We start from the raw sequence: 20,068 nt of genomic DNA, 5'->3' as shown, positions 1-20,068 counted from the left end.
CGTCATTCCTTCACGATGCGGACGGGAATGCCCTTCGATGCGGGCGTTTTCGACAGCTTGTCGTGATACCACAGCGGGACGAGCGGATTGAGCTCCGGAAAATACCCCGCGAGGCATCCGTCCGGCAGGCGATAGGGCGTCACCTTGAGCCCGCGGACCGTGCGCTCCATATCATCCTCCGCATCGCCGATGAGCGTGACGAGATCGCCGTCGCACAGTCCGTGGCGCTCCATGTCGTTGGGGTTGATCATCACCATCATGCGCGTCCCTTCGAGCCCGCGCAGCCGGTCCGAATGGCCGTAGATCGTCGTGTTGAACTGATCGTTCGAGCGGACGGTGACGAGGTGGAACCGGCCGTCCGCCTCCCCGATCCCGCAGGCATTCAGCACGGTGGGATCGGTAAATTCCGCCTTTCCGCTTTCCGTTTTCCAGATGCGGTCATGGGCGCCATTGCCGCGATAAAATCCGCCGGGCCGGTTCATCCGCCCGTTCATGTCATGGAATTCGTCCGGGAACGTATGCGCGATCAGGTCGCGGATGCGCGCATAATCGCCGGTCCATTCGTCCCATGCGAGCTTTGCATTGCGCGTTTCGCGATGGGCCAGCGTCGCCTTCGCCAGCCCCGCGACGATCGCCGTTTCGCTTTTCAGCTGTTCGCTCGCCGGCTTGCGCTTGCCGATGCTGCCGTAGATGTGGCTGAAGCTGTCCTCCATCGTGACGGTTTGCGGGCCGCTCGCCTGGATGTCCTCCTCGGCCCGGACGAGGCAGGGCAGGATCCACGAGGATTTGCCCGGCATCAGATGCGTCTTGTTGAGCTTCGTCGCGATATGCACGGTCAGCTCCATCTCGCCCCATGCGCGGTGCACGCGTTCATGGTCGGGCACCGCCTGAGCCAGATTGCCGCCAAGCCCGATGAAACCCTTGTTGCTCCCGTCGAGCAGCGCCTCCAGGAATTCGACCGTGGTGTGGCCGTCCTCCTCCGGCGTTTCGAGGTCGAGCAATTCGCGATATTTCTCCACCGGGGCGAGCTTCGTCTTCTCCGTAATGCCGACGGTGCGCTGCCCCTGCACGTTGGAGTGGCCGCGGATCGGGGTGCAGCCGGCACCCTGCCGCCCGATATTGCCGTTGAGCAGCAGGAGATTGACCAGCATGCCGATCGCCTGCGAGCCGTGGACATGTTGCGTCAGCCCCATGCCGTAGATGCCGATGACGTTCTTCGCCCCGGCATAGACATCGCCCGCCCGCTCCAGTTCGGCGCGCGCGATGCCCGAATTTGCCTCGATCGCGTCCCAGCCGGTATTCTCGACCGTGTGGCGCAGCGCGTCGAACCCATGCGTATGTTCGGCCAGGAACGCATCGTCGAGCGTGCGGGCCAGCCCCTTTTCCTTCGCCTCGTCATCGATTTCCAGCACGCGCTTGATCACGCCCATCAAGGCCGCAATGTCGCCGCCGGGCTTCACCTGCATGTACATGTGCGACATCTTGGTCGGCTTTTGCGTGAGCATCGCGACCGGGTCCTGCGGGTCGATGAATTCGAGCAGGCCTTTTTCGCGCAGCGGGTTGAAGGTGATGATCTTGCAGCCACGCTTCGCCGCCTGCATCAACGGGCGCAGCAGGCGCGGGCTGTTGGTGCCCGGATTCTGGCCGAGGTAGAAGATCGCGTCGCAATGGTCGAGATCCTGCAAGGTGCAGGTGCCGACCGGCGAACCGACGACCTTCTTCAACCCGACCGACGTCGTTTCGTGACACATGTTCGAACTGTCGGGCAGGTTGTTATGCCCATAGGCCCGCGCGAACACGGCATAGAGATAGGACGGTTCCAGCGCCGCCTTGCCCGAGGCGTAGAAGGTCACCGATTTGGGATCGAGCCGGTGCAACTGCGCGCCGATGGCGGCAAACGCCTCGTCCCAGCTCGCGCGGACATAGCGATCGGTCCCGGCATCGTAGCGCATCGGCTCGGTCAGCCGTCCCCGCATTTCCAGCTCGTACCCGCTGCGCTCGCGCAATTCGGTCACGGTGTGGCGCGAAATCCATTCCGGCGTGCAACGCTCGCTGGTCAGATCCCAGAGCGTCGCCTTCGCCCCGTTTTCACAGAATTCGGCAAGATGCGGGTTCGGCGGCTTCGCCCATGCGCAGGACGAGCACATGTAGCCTTCGGGCTTGTTCTGACGATAGAGCGTTTCGGCAGCCCCGGGCCCGGCGCGCTCCTTCAATTCGATGCGCGCGATACCCTGTAACGACCCGAAGCCGCCCGCCGCCCCGTGATATTCGCGTGGTTCGGCTTTGCGGCTGCTCATCGCTCATTCTCCATTCGATGGAACTGTTCGCTCAAGAGACGAAAGGCGCCCCCGCGCAGTTCCCGACGCGTAACAGATTCCGCCGCCGCCCATAACGAAAAAGGCGGCCCGTGCGGACCGCCTTTCGCGCGTGGGACAGCAATGTCCGCGTCGCTTATTTCTTGAGCGAGAGACCGCCGAAACGCTTGTTGAAGCGTGCGACCCGGCCGCCTTCGCTCACCAGACGCTGACCGCCGGTCCATGCCGGGTGCGAGGTCGGGTCGATTTCGAGCGTCAGCGTATCACCCTCGTTGCCCCAAGTGGAGCGGGTCTGATACTCGGTGCCGTCGGTCATCTTGACCGTGATCATGTGGTAATCGGGGTGGATGTCGTTCTTCATCGCGTCGTCTCCGTATTCGCGACCGGTTCCGACCGGGCGCGCGGGGCTGATTGTTCGTTCAAGCCCGCGCCCTTAGCCAGTCCGACCCCGCTTGGCAAGCGGGCGACGAAAACTTGGGGTCCGCAAAGGGGCCATCGCGTGACAGGACGGGCCAGAGCCCCTATGGCCGATATTCGCGAATAAGAAGGAAAACCATGGTGAATTGCCGAATCTGGCCCGTACTGATCCTGGCCGGCACGATCGTTCCGGTCGCCGCACAGGCGCAGGACGCAAACGAGTTCGAGCAGGTGCGGATCGGCATCGGCCCGCAGTTTCAACCCGCCTACCCCGGTGCGGACGGCGCGCGGCTCGGCCCGTTCTTCGACATCGACCGCCGGGCGGAGGGCGAGGATTTCGCGTTCGAGGCCCCGACCGAAAGCTTCGGCTTCCCGCTCCTCCAGTTCGGCGGCGTCTATCTCGGTCCGACGGCATCCATCACCAACAGCCGCAAGGAAAAGGACACCGCGCCCGGCCTGCGTACCATAGGCACCACGCTGGAGGCGGGCATCGCCGCGCAGGTCTACATCAGCGACGATCTCTACAGCTTTGTCGAGCTTCGCCGCGGGATCGGCGGGCACGATGGCTGGACCGGCCAGGCGGGGCTCGATTACATCGTGCGCGATGCGGACCGCTATGTCGTGTCGGCCGGGCCGCGCGTAACCTACGGCGATTCCACGCATAGCCAGGCCTATTTCGGCATCACGCCCGAGGAATCGGCGGCGAGCGGCTATGCCGCCTACGATGCCGATGGCGGGCTGCAATCGGCGGGCGGCGTGGTCAGCGTGGATTTCGCGCTCGGCGGCCCGTGGGGCGTCATGGGTTTTGCCGGGTATCAGCGGCTCGTCGGCGATGCCGCCGATTCGCCGGTGGTCGAACTGTTCGGAAGCAAGGATCAGTGGACCGGCGGCGTTGCGCTCAACTACACGTTCCGGCGGCGGCGTGGCGGGCTGTTCTGATCGAGCGGCGCCGTCACGAAGGATGCATTGAAAAAGCCCCGGCGCGAAACCGGGGCTTTTTTTAATCGGCGATCATCGCGGTAAATTCCGTCTCGCAGGTGACCTTGCCGTCGATGTCGGCCTTGCCCCAGAACTTGCACACGCGCGTGCGTTTCTGAACGAAGCCGGTGCGCAGGTTGAGGAGATGGCCGGGTTCCACCGGCGCGCGGAATTTCGCATTCTCGATCGCCATGAAGTAGACGAGCTTGCCCGTGCCCGCGAGGCCCAGCGCCTCCACCGCGAGGATACCCGCCGCCTGCGCGAGCGCCTCCACCTGCAGCACGCCGGGCATGATCGGCCGGCCGGGGAAATGCCCCTGAAAGAAATCCTCGTTGAAGGACACCGCCTTCACCGCGTGGATCTCGCTTTCGGGGTCGAGCGAAACGACCCTGTCCACCAGCAGCATCGGATAACGATGCGGCAGCAGTTCAAGAATGCGCGCGTGGTCGAACCCGGTCGTCTCGCTCATACCCCGTCCCCGTGCCTCAGCGCCCGCCGGACGCGGCGGCGTTGCCCTGCTGCGGCTGCTGCGCCTGCGCGGCCTGCGCCTGCGCCTGCGCCTCGCGCTGCGCCCGCGGGAGCCAGCCCGCCGGCGGCACGATCTGCACGCTGGGCACCAGGCGATCCATTTCGGTCACGACGTCCTGGTTGATGTTATACGCCTGATCCGCGTCGAGCACCGAATCCGGCGTCAGGACGAGCGTGAGCCGCTTGCGCTGCTTCACATTGGTGAGCGCGGTGTTGAACTGCTCGCTGAGCTGTTCGAGCACATAGGCGCGCGACAGGGCGACAGGCTGCATGATCTGCTGCAACTCGGCCTGCGCCTGCTGCTCGATCTGCTGAATCTGTGCGGCCTGCTGCTGCAATTGCTGCTGATTGGGGTTCGCCTGCTGGCTCGCAGTCTGAATCTGCTGATACAGCGGCTGAAGCTGCTGCGAGATCTGGGCGCGGCGCTGTTCCGCCTGCTGCATCTGCGCGGCATAGGTGGTCTGGCGCTGCTGCTCCGCGAGGCGGAAGGCCGCGGTGTTGACGACGATCGCATCGGGATTGGCGATGCCGATGCCCGGCACAACCTGCGCCGACGCGGGCGCAGCGGTCAGCGCCGCGGTGGGCAGAGCGCCGGCCATCAGCGCGGCGGCGAGAAGCTTGGTCGTGTTTTTCATCAGAATTGCGTTCCTACGTTGAAGGAAAATGTCCTCGGATCGTCGCCCTCTTCTTTCAAGAGAGCCTTCGACAGGTCGATGCGAAGCGGTCCGAAGGGAGAATTCCAGTTGACGCCGATGCCCACCGCAACGCGCGGTTTCGGGCTGTCGCCCAGAAATTGTTCGGTGAACGGGCTGATGATCCGCTGATTCTGCGTTTCGCCATCGGGCGCCAGCGGGTCATTGGTGTAGATGATTTCGTCGAGCGGGTCGCCATTGACATCGACACGCTGCGCATAGAGCGGCTGATCGAAGGTCTGCGTCACCGGGTCGGTCAGGCCGAACACGGCACCTGCATCGACGAAGATCGACGGCCGCAGACCGAGTTCGCGCGCGCCGGAGCCGAGCGGAATTTCCAGCTCTGCCCTGCCGAGATAATAGGCCCGGCCGCCCAGCGCGTCATCGGTCCAGGTATCGCGATCCTCGCTCACCGTTTCGAAAATGCCGTCGCCATTGGTGTCGAGCAAGGGCTTGCGGATGACGCGCGGACCGACGCCGCGAATGTCGAAGCCGCGCATCTGCGGATTGCCGAGGAAGAACCGGTCGGTCAGGCGGACATCGTCGATATTCGCGCCCGCCCGGTCGCTCAACGCGTGGATATACCCGCCCTCGCCCTGCAGCGAGAAGATGAAGCCCGAACCCACGCCCCAGAATTTCGACGCGTTCAGCTTACCCCGCAGATATTTGACCGAACCGCCCAGCCCGGCAAAATCCCCGTTCAGCACGACCCGGTGGTAGGCCGAAGGCCGCAGCCGGTTGTTGAGCGTGTCATACACCAGCGACGCGCCCAGAATCGAGCTCGTCCGCTTGCCCAGAGCGTCGCACAGATAGCGCCCCGCGATGAGCGGTTCGCAATTGCGGACGCCATCGCCGTCGAGATCTGCGAAATATTGCTGTCCCAGCGTCACGTCCTCGACCTGAAGCGTGTAGCGGCCGATGAACTGCATATATTCGCTGAGCGCGGTGCCGGCGCGCACCGAAAACCCGGTCGAGCTGTTTTCGTAGGTCGTGTTGCGGCTGTTGTTGAAGCGGTTGAAGCTGTTGAAATCGCGGCGGTAGATGTCGGCGCCGAACGAAATGTTGGAATCGAACACGTACGGTTCGGTAAAGCTGACCTGCGCCGATTTGGAAAAGCGCGAATAGTTCAGCGAAAGACCGACCGACTGCCCTCGACCGCGGAAATTGTTCTGCCGGATCGAACCCTGCAGGATGAAGCGTTCCAGGCTCGAAAAACCGGCCGAAAGCTGAAGTTCGCCGGTCGGGCGTTCCTCGACATTGGCGGTCAGGACGACGCGGTCGGGTGCGCTGCCCGGCCCCTGCTCGACCTCGAAATTCTCCTGGAAATAGCCCAGCGAATTGATGCGCGCGGTCGACCGGCGCACCTGGAGCGAGTTGAAGGCATCCCCTTCGGCCAGCCGGAATTCGCGGCGGATCACCTTGTCCTGCGTCAGCGTATTGCCGTTGATGTCGATCCGCTCGACATAGACGCGCGGCGCCTCCGCGATCTGGAACGTGACGTCCATCGTCAGGTCTTCGCGGTTCGGATTGTAGCGCGGCTGCACCTCGCCGAACGCATAGCCGAACGCGCCGATTGTTTCGGCCAGGCTTTCGATCGTGTTCTCGACCTGCTCGGCATTGTACCAGTCGCCGGTCCTCATCGGCAGCGTCGCGGTCAGCGCGGCATCGTCGAAATCGCGGATCTCGCTTTCCACCGCGACATCGCCGAACTTGTACCGCTCGCCTTCCTCCACCACGTAGGTGATGATGAAATCCTTGCGATCGGGGGTCAGCTCGGCGACGGTAGACACCACCCGGAAATCGGCATAGCCCTGCGTGAGATAGAACCGGCGCAGGTTCTGCTGATCGAAGGCGAGCTTGTCGGGATCGTAGCTGGTATTACCGGTGAGGAAGGTCAGAAAGCCGGTTTGCTTGGTCAGCATCTCGCCGCGCAGTTCGCCGTCGGAGAACTGCTCGTTCCCGATGATGTTGATCTGGCGAACCTTCGATTTCGGGCCTTCCGTGATTTCAAAGACGATGTCGACGCGGTTCTGGTCGAGCATCACCGCCTGCGGCTCGACCGTGGCGGCAAAGCGACCCTGCCGCTTGTACAGCTCGATGATGCGGGCGACATCGGCGCGAACCTTCGAACGGGTGTAGATCTGCCGCGGTGCCAGCCGGATTTCAGGAAGGATCTTGTCGTTCTTCAGCCGCTTGTTGCCTTCGAGCACGATGCGATTGATGACCGGGTTTTCCTGCACCTCGATCACGACATTGCCGCTGTCCTGCCCGATGCGTACGTCACTGAACAATTCGGTGGCATAGAGGTCGCGCAATGCGGCATCGGCCTTGGCCGTGGAATAGGGTTCGCCCGGACGCATGGAGATATAGGACAGAATCGTCTGCGGCTCGAGCCGCTGTGCGCCCGAAACGCTGATCGTCTGGATGATCTGCCCTTGCGGGGCGGGCGCAGTGGCGGGCGCCTGCTGCGGCGCGGCGGCCGGATCGGCGGGGGCGTCCTGCGCCGCGGCCGGCACGGCGGACAAGGCCGTTCCCGCCATCAGCGCGACCGCCATCGAGGCCATGCGCGGCGCGAAGGTGGAAAGGGGCTTTCGTCCCGAATTAAGGCTTGCTGTCACTATCTATCCCGTCGCTCTATTCGTAACCCGCGCCTTGCGGCGATCTGTGCCGCTGCAACCGCGATGATGCCCCTTCGATCGGCCCCTTGCGCGGCCGATCCGTTCCGTTTCAGCCTGCGAATTGCCATTTCTGTCTCAGAATTAATCGTCGCCCTTGCCCGATGCGCCTGCGTCAATCAAGCGGAGCGAGCGGCGAACCGCACCGAAACCTGCGTGCCAACTGTCCTCCCGCCTCAACTCCCGAACAGATCCAGCGAGGCCAGATCGATGAAGGTCACGACGACCATCAAGGCCAGGACGAACGCCAGCCCGGTCCGGAAGGCCAGTTCCTGGGTCGCTTGCGAGACCGGTCGGCGGCGCACTGCCTCCGCGGCATAGAAAGCGAGATGCCCGCCGTCGAGCACGGGAATTGGCAGGAGGTTAATGAATGCCAAGTTAATTGAAATCATGGCAATGAAATAGACGAAGCTCTGCCACCCGGACACCAGCTGTTCGCCCGAAAACTTGGCGATCTTGATCGGCCCGCCAAGCTCTTCGATGGGGCGGCGACCCGAGATGATCTGCCATATGCCGACCACCGAAAGCTTGAGCAACTTGCCCGTTTCGGTAACGCCGATGCCGATCGCCTCGGCCGGTCCCACATCGCGCAATTCGCCCGTGTTCGAAAAGACGCCGATCTGCCCCATGCGGAACGTATTGCCGAAGCGGTCCTCCTCCACGTGGAGGCCGATGGTCATGTCGGTGGTGAATTCGCGGCCGTCGCGCTCCACGGTGAGCGTGATATCCTCGCCCGGATAGGGGATGACGCTGTCGCGCACCTCCTCGAACCCGTCGATCCGCCGGCCTTCGATGGCCACGATCCGGTCGCCCAGCTCCAGCCCGGCGGCGGCGGCGGGCGACCCCTCGACGAAACCATCGACGACGGGCTCGGCGACCATCCTGCCATAGGCTAGGCTGAACCCGCCGAGGATCAGCACCGCGATCAGGAGGTTGGTGAGCGGCCTAGCCGCCACGATCCATGCGCGCTGCCCCAAGGATCTGGCCTGAAACGTGCGCTCGCGCTCCTCTGTCGGGAGGTCGAGCCAGTCCTGCCCCGGCTGGCTCGCCGGGTTCATGTCGCCGGCGAATTGCACATATCCGCCCAGCGGCAACGCCGACAATTTCCAGCGCGTCCCCCGCGAATCGGTGAATCCGGCCAACTCCTTGCCGAAGCCGACGGAAAACGCCTCCGCCTTGACCCCGAACCAGCGCCCGACGAGATAATGCCCCAGCTCGTGCAACACGACCAGCGGGCCGAGCACGAGGACGAAACCCAGGATCGCGGTAAAGATATTGGCGTTATCGAACATCAGGCGGTCTGTAACAATTCGCCGGCCCGGCGGCGCGCATCCGCATCAATCGCCAGGACATCGTCCAGCGTTCCGGGCGCGGCAGGCATGGGGCCATCGTTCAACATATCGGCCACCATTGCCGCGATGCGCGTGAACCCGATCTGACCGGACAGGAAGGCCGCAACGGCGATCTCGTTGGCCGCATTCAGGATCGCCGGCGCCGCACCGCCGTTCGCGCACGCCTCCCGCGCGAGCCGGGTGGCGGGAAACAAATCTTCGTCCGGGGCACGGAATTCAAGCCGACCGATCGCGGCGAGGTCGAGCGAACCCATCGGCGTATCCATCCGCCGCGGCCATGCCAGCGCGCTGGCAATCGGCACGCGCATGTCGGACGGGCCGAGCTGCGCCAGCGTGGAACCGTCACGATATTCCACCATCGAATGCACGACCGATTGCGGATGCACGATGATCCGCAATTTATCGAGACCCACGGGAAACAGGTGAAACGCCTCGATCAGCTCCAGCCCCTTGTTCATCATGGTGGCGGAATCGACGCTGATCTTCGCGCCCATGTCCCAGTTCGGGTGCGCGACAGCCTGTGCCGGGGTGGCGGCCTCAATCTCTTCGCGGGTGCTGTCGCGAAACGGCCCGCCGCTCGCGGTCAAGGTGATGGAGCGCACGTCCGACAGGCGATTGCCCTGAAGGCATTGAAAAATCGCGTTATGTTCGGAATCCACCGGCAGGAGCGTCGCGCCGTGCCGTGCGACGGCGGCGGTCATCACCTCGCCCGCGGACACCAGCGCTTCCTTGTTGGCAAGCGCGATCGTGCCGCCCCGCTCGATCGCGGCCATGACCGGCGCAAGCCCGGCACACCCCACGATGGCCGCGACGGTGAGGTCGGCGCCCCGCCCCGCCGCCTCGTTCAGCGCCTTGGCGCCCGCCGCGCATTCGACCCCGCTACCCGCAAGGGCGGCGCGCAATTCGGGAAGGCGGGCCTCGTCCGCGACGACCGCGACATCGGGCACGAATTCGCGGGCGAGCGTCGCCAGCGCCTCCACGCTTTCATTGGCGGTGAGCACGCAGACGCGCCACGCATCACGGTTGCGCCGCACGAGATCCAGCGTCGAGGCGCCGACCGAACCGGTCGCGCCCAATATCGCGATGCTGCGCATATCGTCCCCCACAGGCTTTCCCATAGGCGCCTATAACACGATTTCGTGCAGAAGGCCGATGAGCAGCAGCACCGGCAACATGCCATCGGTCCGGTCGAACAGCCCGCCATGGCCGGGGATCAGCGTGGAGCTGTCCTTCACCTTGGCCCGGCGTTTCATCCAGCTTTCGAAGAAATCGCCAGCCTGCGCCGACACGGCCAGCACCGCCCCGGTCAGCGCGGCAAGCGCGAAATCCGCAGCGCCGAGCCCGTGCGTCGCGTTCCCGCTCGTGAGCGAGGCCGCCAGCGAACCGATGAAGGCCAACCCGAAACAGCACCATGCCGCCGCCCCGATCATGCCCCCGACCAGCCCGGCCCAGGTTTTCGACGGGCTGATGCGCGGGGCGATCTTCGGTCCGCCGATCGCGCGCCCGGTGAAATAGGCGCCCGTATCGGTCATCACCGTCACGCCCAATGCGAAGACGAACAGCCACGCATCCATCGCCACCGCGAGCCACGCCGCCGTCCCGATATAGAACGCGCCCGCCACCAGCCACAGCAGCGCGGCGGAAAACCGCAATTGCCACCGCCGGACGAGCCTCTGCCATTCCCAGAGCGTCACGCCCGCGACCGCAATGATCAGCAGGTCGAGCACCCAGCCCCCCTGCCACAATGCAAAGGCGGCGATGGCCAGCATGATGATGGCGCTCGCCGCGCGTACGGGAAGGTCGGTCTTGCGCCGTCCTTCGGGCCGGACGGCGGGGGATTTCATCTCACCGTCCGCCAAAACGACGCTCCCGCCCGGCAAATTGCGCGACCGCCTCCCGCAGATGATCGACGGTGAAATCGGGCCACAACACGTCGGTAAAGCACAATTCGGCATAGGCCGATTGCCACAGCAGGAAATTGGACAGCCGGATTTCGCCCGACGTGCGGATAAGCAGGTCGAGCGGCGGCATGTCCGCCGTGTCGAGATGGGCGGCGAGCGTATGCTCGGTAATCTCGCCTTGCGCGGCGGCGGCGCGGGCGGCGCGCACGATTTCCTGCTGCCCCCCGTAATTGAGCGCGATGGCCAGCGTCGTGCCGGTGTTGCCCGCCGTGCGCGTCAACGCCCCGTCGATCAATGCGACCGCTTCCTCGTCGAATGCGGAATGATCGCCGATGATCTTCAGCCGGACGCCGTTCGCGGCGATCTCGTCGAGGTCGGAGCGGATGAAATGCTTCATCAACCGGGTGAGATCGTCGATCTCTTCTGCCGGGCGCCGCCAGTTCTCCGAACTGAACGCATAAAGCGTGAGCGCCTCGATCCCCATGTCCCGCACCCCACGCAGCAGGCTGCGAACCGCCTCCACCCCGCGCTTGTGCCCCATGGCGCGCGGCAGGTGGCGTTTCCTGGCCCAGCGCCCGTTGCCATCCATGATGATGGCGACATGGCGCGGGCCGTCCGGACCGCCCGCCGCGTGCGCGACCGGCTGGGATCGTGGCGCGCTGGCGCTCACTGGCTCATGATTTCCTTTTCCTTCGCCTCGGACGCCCTGTCGACCTCGGCGATGTGGGTGTCGGTCATCTTCTGGACCTCATCCTCGAGCCGCTTGCGGTCGTCCTCGGAGATTTCCTTCTTCTTCTCGTCGGTCTTGAGCGCTTCCATCCCGTCGCGGCGCACGTTGCGGATCGCGATCTTGGCGCCTTCTGCATATTTGCCGGCGAGCTTCGCCAGCTCCTTGCGGCGCTCCTCGGTCAGGTCGGGGATCGGCAGTCGGATGTTCTGCCCGTCGACCATCGGGTTGAGACCGAGGCCCGCCGAACGGATCGCTTTTTCAACGGGCGTCATGTTCGATTTGTCCCAGACCTGCACGCTCAACATGCGGGGATCGGGCGCCGAGACGGTGGCCACCTGGTTCAATGGCATGTTCGCGCCATACACCTCGACCACGACCGGATCGAGCAGCGTCGTATTCGCACGGCCCGTGCGCAAGCCGGCAAGATCGCTCTTCAGCGAATCCACGGCGCCGTCCATCCGGCGTTCCAGGTCGGCCTTGTCATATTTGGGCATCGTCTTGATTCCTCTCTTGGATTCTTGGCGGGGGTGCGGGCCTTAGGCCGCCTCGCCCACGATGGTCTGCGTGCCTTCGCCGGCGAGCACGCGGGCAAGATTGCCGCGCTCGCGAATGGAGAACACGATGATGGGGATCTGGTTGTCGCGGCACAGTGCGACCGCCGACGCGTCCATCACCTTCAGATTGTCGGCCAGAACGCGGTCATAGCCGACCTGGTCGTAACGGGTGGCGTTCGCGTCCTTCTTCGGGTCGGCGTCGTACACGCCGTCCACGCTGGTGCCCTTGAACAAGGCATGACAGTTCATTTCCGCCGCGCGCAGGGCCGCACCGGAATCGGTGGTGAAATACGGGCTGCCGACACCGGCGGCGAAAATGACCACGCGCCCCTTTTCAAGATGGCGTTCGGCGCGGCGGCGGATGACCGGCTCGCACACGGCGTCCATTTGAATCGCGGATTGCACGCGGGTCGATACGCCCAGCTTTTCGAGGCTGCTCTGCATCGCCAATGCATTCATCACGGTCGCGAGCATGCCCATGTAATCGGCCTGCGCGCGGTCCATCCCCTTGGCCGCGCCCGCCATCCCGCGAAAGATATTGCCCCCGCCGATGACAAGACAGATTTCGAGCCCCGTATTCTTTGCCGCGACCACCTCTTCGGCCAAGCGATCGACATATTCGGTGTCGATGCCGAATTGCTGATTGCCCATCAATACCTCGCCCGAAAGCTTGAGAAGGATGCGCTTATATTGGGGTAGGGCCATGGGAAGGACGGGTTCCGCTCGATTCTGGGGTGAAGCCGGTCCTTAACCCCACCGCCGCCTTCGCGCAAAGGGAAAGCCGGGCCGCAATCGGCGCGGCCACGAAAAAGGGCCGGGAGCACAATGCCCCGGCCCTCTTGCGTTCGGACAAAAGCGGCGATCAGACGCCGGCGGCAGCAGCCACCTCGGCGGCGAAGTCGCTTTCTTCCTTCTCGATGCCTTCGCCCAGCTGGAAGCGGACGAAATCCTTGAGCACGATCTTCGTGCCCGCATCCTTGCCGGCCTTTTCGACGACCTGTGCGACGGGCGTCTTGTTGTCCATCACGAAAACCTGGCTGAGCAGCGCGTTTTCCTTGGCGAACTTGGCGACGGCACCCTCGACCATCTTTTCCTGCACGTTTTCGGGCTTGCCGCTCTCGGCAGCCTTCTCGCGCGCGATGGCGCGTTCACGCTCGATCACCTCGGCGTCGAGGTCGTCGGCGGTGAGCGCCTGCGGGAACGCGGCGGCGATGTGCATGGCCAGCTGCTTGCCCAGCGGTTCGAGAACGTCGGCACCGGCATCGCTTTCGAGCGCGACCAGCACGCCGATCTTGCCGAGGCCATCGGCGACGGCATTGTGCATGTAGGGCACGATGACGCCGTTCGACACCTGCACCGTCTTCATGCGGCGGATCGACTGGTTCTCGCCGATGGTGGCGATATTGTTGGTGAGCTTGTCCTGCACCGAACCGCCATCGGGATACGCGGCGGACTTCAGGCTCTCGACATCGTCGCCGTCGGTCTTCAGGCCGAGCTCGGTAACCTTGCGTACGAAATCCTGGAACTGGTCGTTCTTGGCGACGAAATCGGTTTCGGAGTTCACTTCGACGGCGACGCCGCGCGTGCCCTCGACCGCGACACCGACGAGGCCCTCTGCCGCGGTACGGCTGGACTTCTTCTGCGCGGCGGCAAGACCCTTGGCGCGCAGGAAATCGACGGCGCCTTCGATATCGCCGCCGGTCTCTTCGAGAGCCTTCTTGCAATCCATCATGCCCGCGCCGGTCTTTTCGCGCAGGTTCTTCACATCAGCAGCGGTATAAGCAGCCATGGCGTTTACCCTCTTAATAAAATGATGCGCCGCCGGGGCGTCTGGCGACGGTCCCCGGCGGGCTGAAACATGAATGCGTCAGGGCGATGACCGCCCTGACGTCATTGTAAAATCAGGCGGTCGCGTCTTCGGCGACCGGCTCGTCCATGGCGCCGATGTCGGCACCCGAATCGGCGATACCCTTGGCATTGCCCTTCGTCGCGGCCTCTGCAATCGCGTCGCAATACAGGCGCACGGCGCGGCTGGCGTCGTCGTTCGCCGGGATCGGGAAGGCGATGCCCGAGGGATCGACATTGGTGTCGAGCACGGCGACCACCGGAATGCCGAGCACGTTGGCTTCCTTGATGGCGAGTTCCTCGACATTGGCGTCGATCACGAACATCACGTCGGGAATGCCGCCCATGTCGCGAATGCCGCCGAGCGACATTTCAAGCTTGTCGCGCTTGCGCGTCATGTCGAGGATTTCCTTCTTGGTCAGCCCGGACGTGTCGCCCGACAGCTGCTCCTCGATGGTCTTCAGCTTCTTGATCGACTTCGAAATCGTCTGCCAGTTGGTGAGCATCCCGCCCAGCCAGCGGTGGTTGACGAAATACTGGCCGCTCGCCAGCGCCGCTTCGCGAATCGGATCCTGCGCCTGGCGCTTGGTGCCGACGAAGAGCACCTTGCCGCCGGCCTGCACGGTCGAGGATACGAAATCCAGTGCACGCTGAAACAGCGGAACGGTCTGCGACAGGTCGATGATGTGAACACCGTTGCGGGCGCCGAAGATATACGGCTTCATCCGCGGGTTCCAGCGGTGGGTCTGGTGGCCGAAATGCGCGCCGGCCTCGATCAATTGCTGCATGTTGACGCCAGTGGACGCCATAGGGAATTCCTTTCCGGTTGAGCCTCTGGCCAGCGGGAACCGGGGCGATACGCCCACGGCACCGGTATGTGTGCCGACCATGTGGAGTTAAAATGTCCGCGCCCCCTGCCCGTCGGCAAGAGACGCGAACGACGCGCCCTTAGCCCAATACGCCCGCTTTGCAAAGGACAAACAGGCAGGCCCGGCCATTCGGTTTGTCGGATGCGCAATTCGCCCCGCCGCAAATTCCGCTTGACCAGAGTGAACAAAAGAGGAACATTAAGGGAAGAAACGGAACAGCTTACGGGATATCCCGTTATCCACAGGATTTCGACAGGTTTGTGACAAGGTTTGTAAACACACCCCTGCCGCGATCGAACGAAGGATCAGACCATGACACATTTCGCGACGACAGTCCTGCCCCTCCTGTTCTTCGCCCTTTGCGGCGTCGCGGGTTGCGTCATGAGCTGCAAATGGTTGAAGGATCTGGCGCCCTTGTTGCGGCATGGGGAGCCTTCCGTGTCGAAGGCCCGTGCACCGCAACCAAAGGCGCGACCCCGTCCCGCACCGCGCAGCACGGCGCGGCGCAGCGGCCCGGCCACTATGCCGCGGCCCGCGCTCGCCTGACCTTGCGGTAGCGCCACCAGCCCAGCGGCAAGAGCGCGAGATACACCACGCAAAGCCCGACGAGCGAGAGCCAGGGCTCCAGCATCAGCGCAACACCCAGAATACCCAGCAAGGCGATCAGCTCGATCCGGATGGACCGATCCGGCTTGATCGAGGTCCAGCTCAGCGTCGCGAGATTGGAAATCATCAGGAACGCCATCAACACGATCCAGATCGCGACGAGCACCGGATTGCGGAAGATCGCCTCCCCCGACGCCATCCACAGGTACAGCGGCAGAAACGCCAGCCCCGCCCCGACCGGCGCGGGCACTCCGGTCAGGAAGCCGGCGGATTTGTGCGGCTGTTCATCCTCGTCGATCTGCGCATTGAACCGGGCGAGCCGCAACATGCAGCACAGCGCCAGCGCCAGCGCCGCGAACCAGCCCAGCCGCGGCAATTCCTGAAGCGACCACATGAAGATGATCAGCGCGGGCGCAACGCCGAAGGACAGCGAATCGGCAAGGCTGTCGAGCTCCGCCCCGAAACGCGATTGCGCCTTCAGCAGGCGGGCGATCCGCCCGTCGATCCCGTCGAGCAGCCCGGCGACGATCACGGCGAGAACCGCCATCCCCCACAAACCGTCGGTCGCGAAACGAATGCCCGTCAGGCCAAAGCACAGCGCCGCGGCGGTAATGGCATTGGGCGCCACCGCCCGCACCGAAAGCCCACGGCTCCGCCGCGAGGGCACGGCGCGCTCGCCATGCGAGATGCGCGGCCCGACATCGCCCGGTTCGGCGTGGCGGTCATCGTCGTGGTTCAAAGCGAAACTCCTTCGAGAAGTGGGGCATGGCCGATCGTGGCGAGGACGGTTTCCCCGGCGATGGTGCTTTGCCCCATGACGACCCGCGGTTCGGTGCCGGCGGGAAGATAGACATCGACGCGGCTGCCGAACCGGATCAGGCCGATACGCTGCCCCGCCGCGACCATGTCGCCCGGTTTTACGAACGGGACGATCCGGCGCGCGATCAGCCCGGCGATCTGCGTAAAGCCGACCTGCACGCCGTCCGCGCGCGCGACGAGGAAATGTTGACGCTCGTTGTCCTCGCTCGCCTTGTCGAGGTCGGCATTGACGAACTTGCCCGGAATATATGCGACCCGGCGGACCGTGCCGGCGATCGGGCTGCGGTTGATGTGCACGTCGAACATGCTCATGAAAATCGAGATGCGGGTGACGGGATCGCCCGCCATGCCGCCGTGGCCCGATCCGTCGTCGACCTGCAATTCGGGCGGCGGGGGAACGCGCGCGATGAGGGTGACGAGCCCGTCTGCCGGCGCGACAATCACGTCGTCATCCTGCGGCACGACGCGGGCGGGATCGCGGAAGAACGCCAGCACGCCGCCCGTCGCGGCCACCGTCGTCCAGGCGAGGAAACTCCACCCGATGACGAAGAACAAAAGCGCGATACCCGCAGCGATCAACGCAAACTTGCGGCCTTCGGGATGCACAGGGGGCAAGGCCCACCCGGCCTCGCCACGCCCCCGGTTGTCGAGAATTTCACCTGCCATGTCCGAGTGTCTAGGCGCTGCGCCCGCAGGCGGCAAGCATCGCATTTTTTCGCAAGGCCCGCCCTGTGCAGTCAGATCTGCCGAACCAGGCGCAGCGTTTCGGCACCATATCCCGCAGACTCGTAAAACGCGCGCGCACCCGCGTTGCTTGCAAAAACGTCGAGAGCGATCCGCTCATAACCCTTTTGCATGGCCCAGCTTTCCGCGTGTTGGACCAGCGCCCGCGCCACGCCGGTCCGCTCCTGCTCCTCCACGACGGCGAGCAGGGCGATATAGGCGCACGGTGCGTCTGCGATATCGTCCACGCCGGGCCGCACATTGACATAGCCCAGCCGCCGCCCATCCGCATTGCAGGCCACGAATGTCGCGCCGGCCTCCTCGCTTGCGGCAAAGGCGGTCGCGGTGAAACGCGCCTGAAACGCGGCGACCTCGGCACGCGAATGGGCAGGTGCGACGATGACATCGATCAGGCGATCGTCGAGCGTCCGGATGAATTCGCGATCTTCGGCGCCCGAGGCGGAACGGATCACGAAAGCGGACACGTCAGTCTTCCTCGAACAATCCGGCCAGCTGTTCGATCATCGTACCGCCCAGTTGCTCTGCATCCATGATCGTGACGGCGCGGCGATAATATCGCGTCACGTCGTGCCCGATCCCGATCGCGACGAGTTGCACCGGCGATTTCTTCTCGATCCACTCGATCACCTTGCGCAGGTGCATTTCGAGATAGCCGGCGCTGTTCACGCTCAGCGTGGAATCGTCGACCGGCGCGCCGTCGGAAATGACCATCATGATGCGGCGGTCTTCGGGGCGGGCGAGCAGGCGGGAATGCGCCCACAGCAACGCCTCCCCATCGATGTTTTCCTTCAGCAATCCCTCGCGCATCATCAGGCCGAGATTGCGCCGCGCCCGGCGCCAGGGTTCATCAGCCTGCTTGTAAACAATGTGCCGCAAATCGTTGAGACGTCCGGGATTTTCCGGCTTCCCCTTGGCCAGCCATTGTTCGCGTGCCTGCCCGCCCTTCCACGCGCGGGTGGTAAAGCCGAGGATCTCCGTCTTGACCCCGCAACGTTCCAGCGTGCGGGCAAGCACGTCGGCACTGATCGCCGCGATCGAAATCGGGCGCCCCCGCATCGAGCCGGAATTGTCGATCAGCAGCGTGACGACCGTGTCCTTGAACTCCTGATCGCGCTCCACCTTGTAGGACAAGGCCTGCCCCGGCATCGTCACCACCCGCGCCAGCCGCGCGGCGTCGAGCAGGCCTTCCTCCTGGTCGAAGTCCCAGCTCCGGTTCTGCTGCGCCATCAAACGGCGTTGCAACCGGTTGGCAAGCCGGGTCACGATTCCCTGCAAGCCCTTGAGCTGCGCGTCGAGATAGGTGCGCAGCCGGGCCAGCTCCTCTTCATCACACAGGTCATGTGCGGCGACGATCTCGTCGAAATCGTTGGAGAATGCCTTGTAATCGAAATCGTCGGGAAGCTCGGTCCATGGCCGGTTGGGGCGCACCGGCATCATGCCGTCCTCGGCACCGTCGGCGGGATCGGGCTCGCCCTCGCTCTCGGCCTCGCCCTCCTCCTCGCCGTCGCCTTCGGCGTCCGGATCGGCGTCGCCGGGCTGTTGATCGACGCGCATGTCCTCCTGGCTCGAATCGGACAGGTCGTCCTCTTCGTCCTGCGTTTCCTCGCCCTCCGGCTCGTCGCCTTCCTCGCCCGCTTCTTCGGGGTCGGGCTCGGTCGCGATCAGTTCGAGATGTTCGAGCAGGCCGATCGCCTTCTTCTGAAACTCGGACTGGTCGGCGATCGCGGCGAGCAGATCGTCGAAATCGCCGCCGATCGCGCTCTCGATCTGTTCGCGGCGCAGGTCGACGCCGGCGCGCGCCGCCGGCGGCACAGCCTCGCCCGTCAGATGTTCACGCAGCATCAGTGCGAGCGCAGTGGAAATCGGCGCATCCTCGACCCGGTCGGCGCGGCTGATCGGGTCGGTGGCGATCCGCTTGTCCAGCGCGGCGGCGAGATTGTCGCGCATCCCGCCCATGGCATTGGCGCCCAACGCCTCCCACCGCACCTGCTCGATCGCGTCGAAGGCGGCGCGGGCCATCGGTTCCGCGGGACGCGCGCGCAAATGCCGCTGCGCATCGTGGTAACGACGTTTGAGAGCGTAGCTGTCGGCGACGCCCCGCGCGCTGGCGACCGGCCCCGCCTCCAGCTTGCGGCCCGGCATCGGCACGCGCACGGTGTTGCCGACCTGCGCAGGCGCGTCGCTGGTCCAGCTGACGTCGAGTTCGGGCTCGCGCGCGACGGCACGGGTCGTGGCGGTCAGCGCGGCGCGGAACCGGTCGAGAGGGGATTCGTCTGCCAAGCCGAGGTTCTCTTAAAGAATGCTCTGGCCGGTCTTCGCCCAGTCGGCGGTGAACCCCTCGAGCCCTTTTTGCGTCAGCACGTGATCGGCCAGCGCCTTGATCACCTTGGGCGGCATGGTCGCGACATCGGCGCCGATCTTCGCCGCCTGCAGCACATGGGTCGCATGGCGGATCGACGCGGCGAGGATCTGCGTCTCGAACCCGTAATTGTCGTAGATGAGGCGCATGTCCTCGATCAGATGCATGCCGTCGATGCCGTTGTCGTCGTGCCGCCCGATGAAGGGAGACACGAAAGTCGCACCCGCCTTCGCGGCCAGCAGCGCCTGATTGGCGGAAAAGCACAGGGTGACGTTGACCATCGTGCCATCGTCGGTGAGCTTGCGGCAGGTCTTCAGCCCGTCGATGGTCAGCGGCACCTTGATGCACACATTATCCGCGATCTTGCGCAGCACCTCGGCCTCGCGCATCATGGTTTCATGGTCGAGTGCGACGACCTCGGCCGACACCGGACCGTCGGTCAGGCCGCAGATTTCCTTCGTCACTTCCTTGAAATCACGGCCCGATTTCGCGATCAGCGACGGGTTGGTCGTTACCCCGTCGAGCAGTCCGGTTTCGGCCAGCTCGCGGATTTCGGCGGTGTCGGCGGTGTCGGCAAAGAATTTCATGGGTAGTGCCCTTCGCGAAAAATGCGGTCATGCGTCAAATACAGATCTGACCATGCCTATATGCATCCCCCGCCGCCGACGCCACCCCGCCATGATC

The 20,068-nt window shown here is 64.4% G+C and carries 19 protein-coding genes; 1 reads left to right on the top strand and 18 read right to left on the bottom strand.

The genetic code is table 11. The annotated features are described in order from the left end of the window. Window positions 1-2 precede the first annotated feature (2 nt). The gene (locus JD971_RS13000) at window positions 3-2,297 is read right to left on the bottom strand and encodes an FdhF/YdeP family oxidoreductase (RefSeq protein ID WP_202084011.1); all 2,295 of its coding nucleotides are present in this window, start codon (window positions 2,295-2,297) and stop codon (window positions 3-5) included. A 154-nt stretch (window positions 2,298-2,451) separates the two neighbouring features. Then, window positions 2,452-2,676: a 50S ribosomal protein L31 gene (gene rpmE, locus JD971_RS12995; protein ID WP_202084009.1), complete on the bottom strand. Its 225-nt coding sequence runs from the start codon at window positions 2,674-2,676 to the stop codon at window positions 2,452-2,454. A 194-nt stretch (window positions 2,677-2,870) separates the two neighbouring features. On the opposite strand from rpmE, the gene JD971_RS12990 reads away from it, so the two are divergent. Beyond that, complete coding sequence (locus tag JD971_RS12990) at window positions 2,871-3,671, top strand: MipA/OmpV family protein (protein WP_202084007.1); 801 nt, start codon at window positions 2,871-2,873, stop codon at window positions 3,669-3,671. A 61-nt stretch (window positions 3,672-3,732) separates the two neighbouring features. On the opposite strand, the gene fabZ is transcribed toward JD971_RS12990, so the two are convergent. The 16 genes from fabZ to fsa all read right to left on the bottom strand — a co-directional run bounded on the left by fabZ (window position 3,733) and on the right by fsa (window position 19,971). After that, window positions 3,733-4,179, bottom strand: coding sequence for a 3-hydroxyacyl-ACP dehydratase FabZ (gene fabZ / locus JD971_RS12985; protein ID WP_202084005.1), 447 nt, complete (start codon window positions 4,177-4,179; stop codon window positions 3,733-3,735). Between the two features lie 16 nt (window positions 4,180-4,195). Further along, window positions 4,196-4,873: an OmpH family outer membrane protein gene (locus JD971_RS12980; protein ID WP_202084003.1), complete on the bottom strand. Its 678-nt coding sequence runs from the start codon at window positions 4,871-4,873 to the stop codon at window positions 4,196-4,198. Further along, the gene (gene bamA, locus JD971_RS12975; protein ID WP_202087667.1) at window positions 4,873-7,494 is read right to left on the bottom strand and encodes an outer membrane protein assembly factor BamA; all 2,622 of its coding nucleotides are present in this window, start codon (window positions 7,492-7,494) and stop codon (window positions 4,873-4,875) included. Before bamA ends, JD971_RS12980 begins: the two co-directional genes overlap by 1 nt. Window positions 7,495-7,781: 287 nt before the next feature. After that, the gene (gene rseP / locus JD971_RS12970; RefSeq protein WP_202084001.1) at window positions 7,782-8,897 is read right to left on the bottom strand and encodes an RIP metalloprotease RseP; all 1,116 of its coding nucleotides are present in this window, start codon (window positions 8,895-8,897) and stop codon (window positions 7,782-7,784) included. Next, entirely contained in the window at window positions 8,897-10,051 is a 1,155-nt protein-coding gene (gene dxr, locus JD971_RS12965; protein ID WP_202087666.1) for a 1-deoxy-D-xylulose-5-phosphate reductoisomerase, read from the bottom strand. Before dxr ends, rseP begins: the two co-directional genes overlap by 1 nt. Window positions 10,052-10,081: 30 nt before the next feature. After that, window positions 10,082-10,801: a phosphatidate cytidylyltransferase gene (locus JD971_RS12960; protein WP_202083999.1), complete on the bottom strand. Its 720-nt coding sequence runs from the start codon at window positions 10,799-10,801 to the stop codon at window positions 10,082-10,084. 1 nt (window position 10,802) lies between these two features. After that, window positions 10,803-11,528 carry a polyprenyl diphosphate synthase gene (gene uppS, locus JD971_RS12955; protein WP_256435261.1) on the bottom strand — a complete coding sequence of 242 codons (726 nt, stop codon included), beginning with the start codon at window positions 11,526-11,528 and terminating at the stop codon, window positions 10,803-10,805. Next, window positions 11,525-12,082 carry a ribosome recycling factor gene (gene frr / locus JD971_RS12950; protein WP_202083997.1) on the bottom strand — a complete coding sequence of 186 codons (558 nt, stop codon included), beginning with the start codon at window positions 12,080-12,082 and terminating at the stop codon, window positions 11,525-11,527. Before frr ends, uppS begins: the two co-directional genes overlap by 4 nt. Before the next feature lie 42 nt (window positions 12,083-12,124). Further along, window positions 12,125-12,847 carry a UMP kinase gene (pyrH, locus tag JD971_RS12945; protein WP_202083995.1) on the bottom strand — a complete coding sequence of 241 codons (723 nt, stop codon included), beginning with the start codon at window positions 12,845-12,847 and terminating at the stop codon, window positions 12,125-12,127. A gap of 157 nt (window positions 12,848-13,004) precedes the next feature. Continuing rightward, a complete protein-coding gene (gene tsf / locus JD971_RS12940) occupies window positions 13,005-13,931 on the bottom strand; it encodes a translation elongation factor Ts (RefSeq protein WP_202083993.1) in 927 nt (308 codons plus the stop codon). A 112-nt stretch (window positions 13,932-14,043) separates the two neighbouring features. Then, window positions 14,044-14,796 carry a 30S ribosomal protein S2 gene (gene rpsB, locus JD971_RS12935; RefSeq protein WP_202083991.1) on the bottom strand — a complete coding sequence of 251 codons (753 nt, stop codon included), beginning with the start codon at window positions 14,794-14,796 and terminating at the stop codon, window positions 14,044-14,046. A gap of 580 nt (window positions 14,797-15,376) precedes the next feature. Continuing rightward, a complete protein-coding gene (locus JD971_RS12930; protein WP_202087664.1) occupies window positions 15,377-16,150 on the bottom strand; it encodes a phosphatidylcholine/phosphatidylserine synthase in 774 nt (257 codons plus the stop codon). Between the two features lie 47 nt (window positions 16,151-16,197). Continuing rightward, window positions 16,198-16,947: a phosphatidylserine decarboxylase gene (locus tag JD971_RS12925; protein WP_202083989.1), complete on the bottom strand. Its 750-nt coding sequence runs from the start codon at window positions 16,945-16,947 to the stop codon at window positions 16,198-16,200. A 71-nt stretch (window positions 16,948-17,018) separates the two neighbouring features. Next, window positions 17,019-17,489 carry a GNAT family N-acetyltransferase gene (locus tag JD971_RS12920; RefSeq protein ID WP_202083987.1) on the bottom strand — a complete coding sequence of 157 codons (471 nt, stop codon included), beginning with the start codon at window positions 17,487-17,489 and terminating at the stop codon, window positions 17,019-17,021. Between the two features lies 1 nt (window position 17,490). Beyond that, window positions 17,491-19,305, bottom strand: coding sequence for a cobaltochelatase subunit CobT (gene cobT, locus JD971_RS12915; protein ID WP_202083984.1), 1,815 nt, complete (start codon window positions 19,303-19,305; stop codon window positions 17,491-17,493). 12 nt (window positions 19,306-19,317) lie between these two features. Continuing rightward, window positions 19,318-19,971, bottom strand: a complete 654-nt coding sequence (gene fsa / locus JD971_RS12910; RefSeq protein WP_202083982.1) for a fructose-6-phosphate aldolase — start codon at window positions 19,969-19,971, stop codon at window positions 19,318-19,320. Window positions 19,972-20,068: the final 97 nt, after the last annotated feature.

Origin of the sequence: Croceicoccus sp. YJ47, from assembly GCF_016745095.1 — a bacterium.
Lineage (GTDB): Bacteria > Pseudomonadota > Alphaproteobacteria > Sphingomonadales > Sphingomonadaceae > Croceicoccus.
Note: the sequence above shows the minus strand (reverse complement) of the source record. Positions and strands in the feature narration are given on the sequence as shown.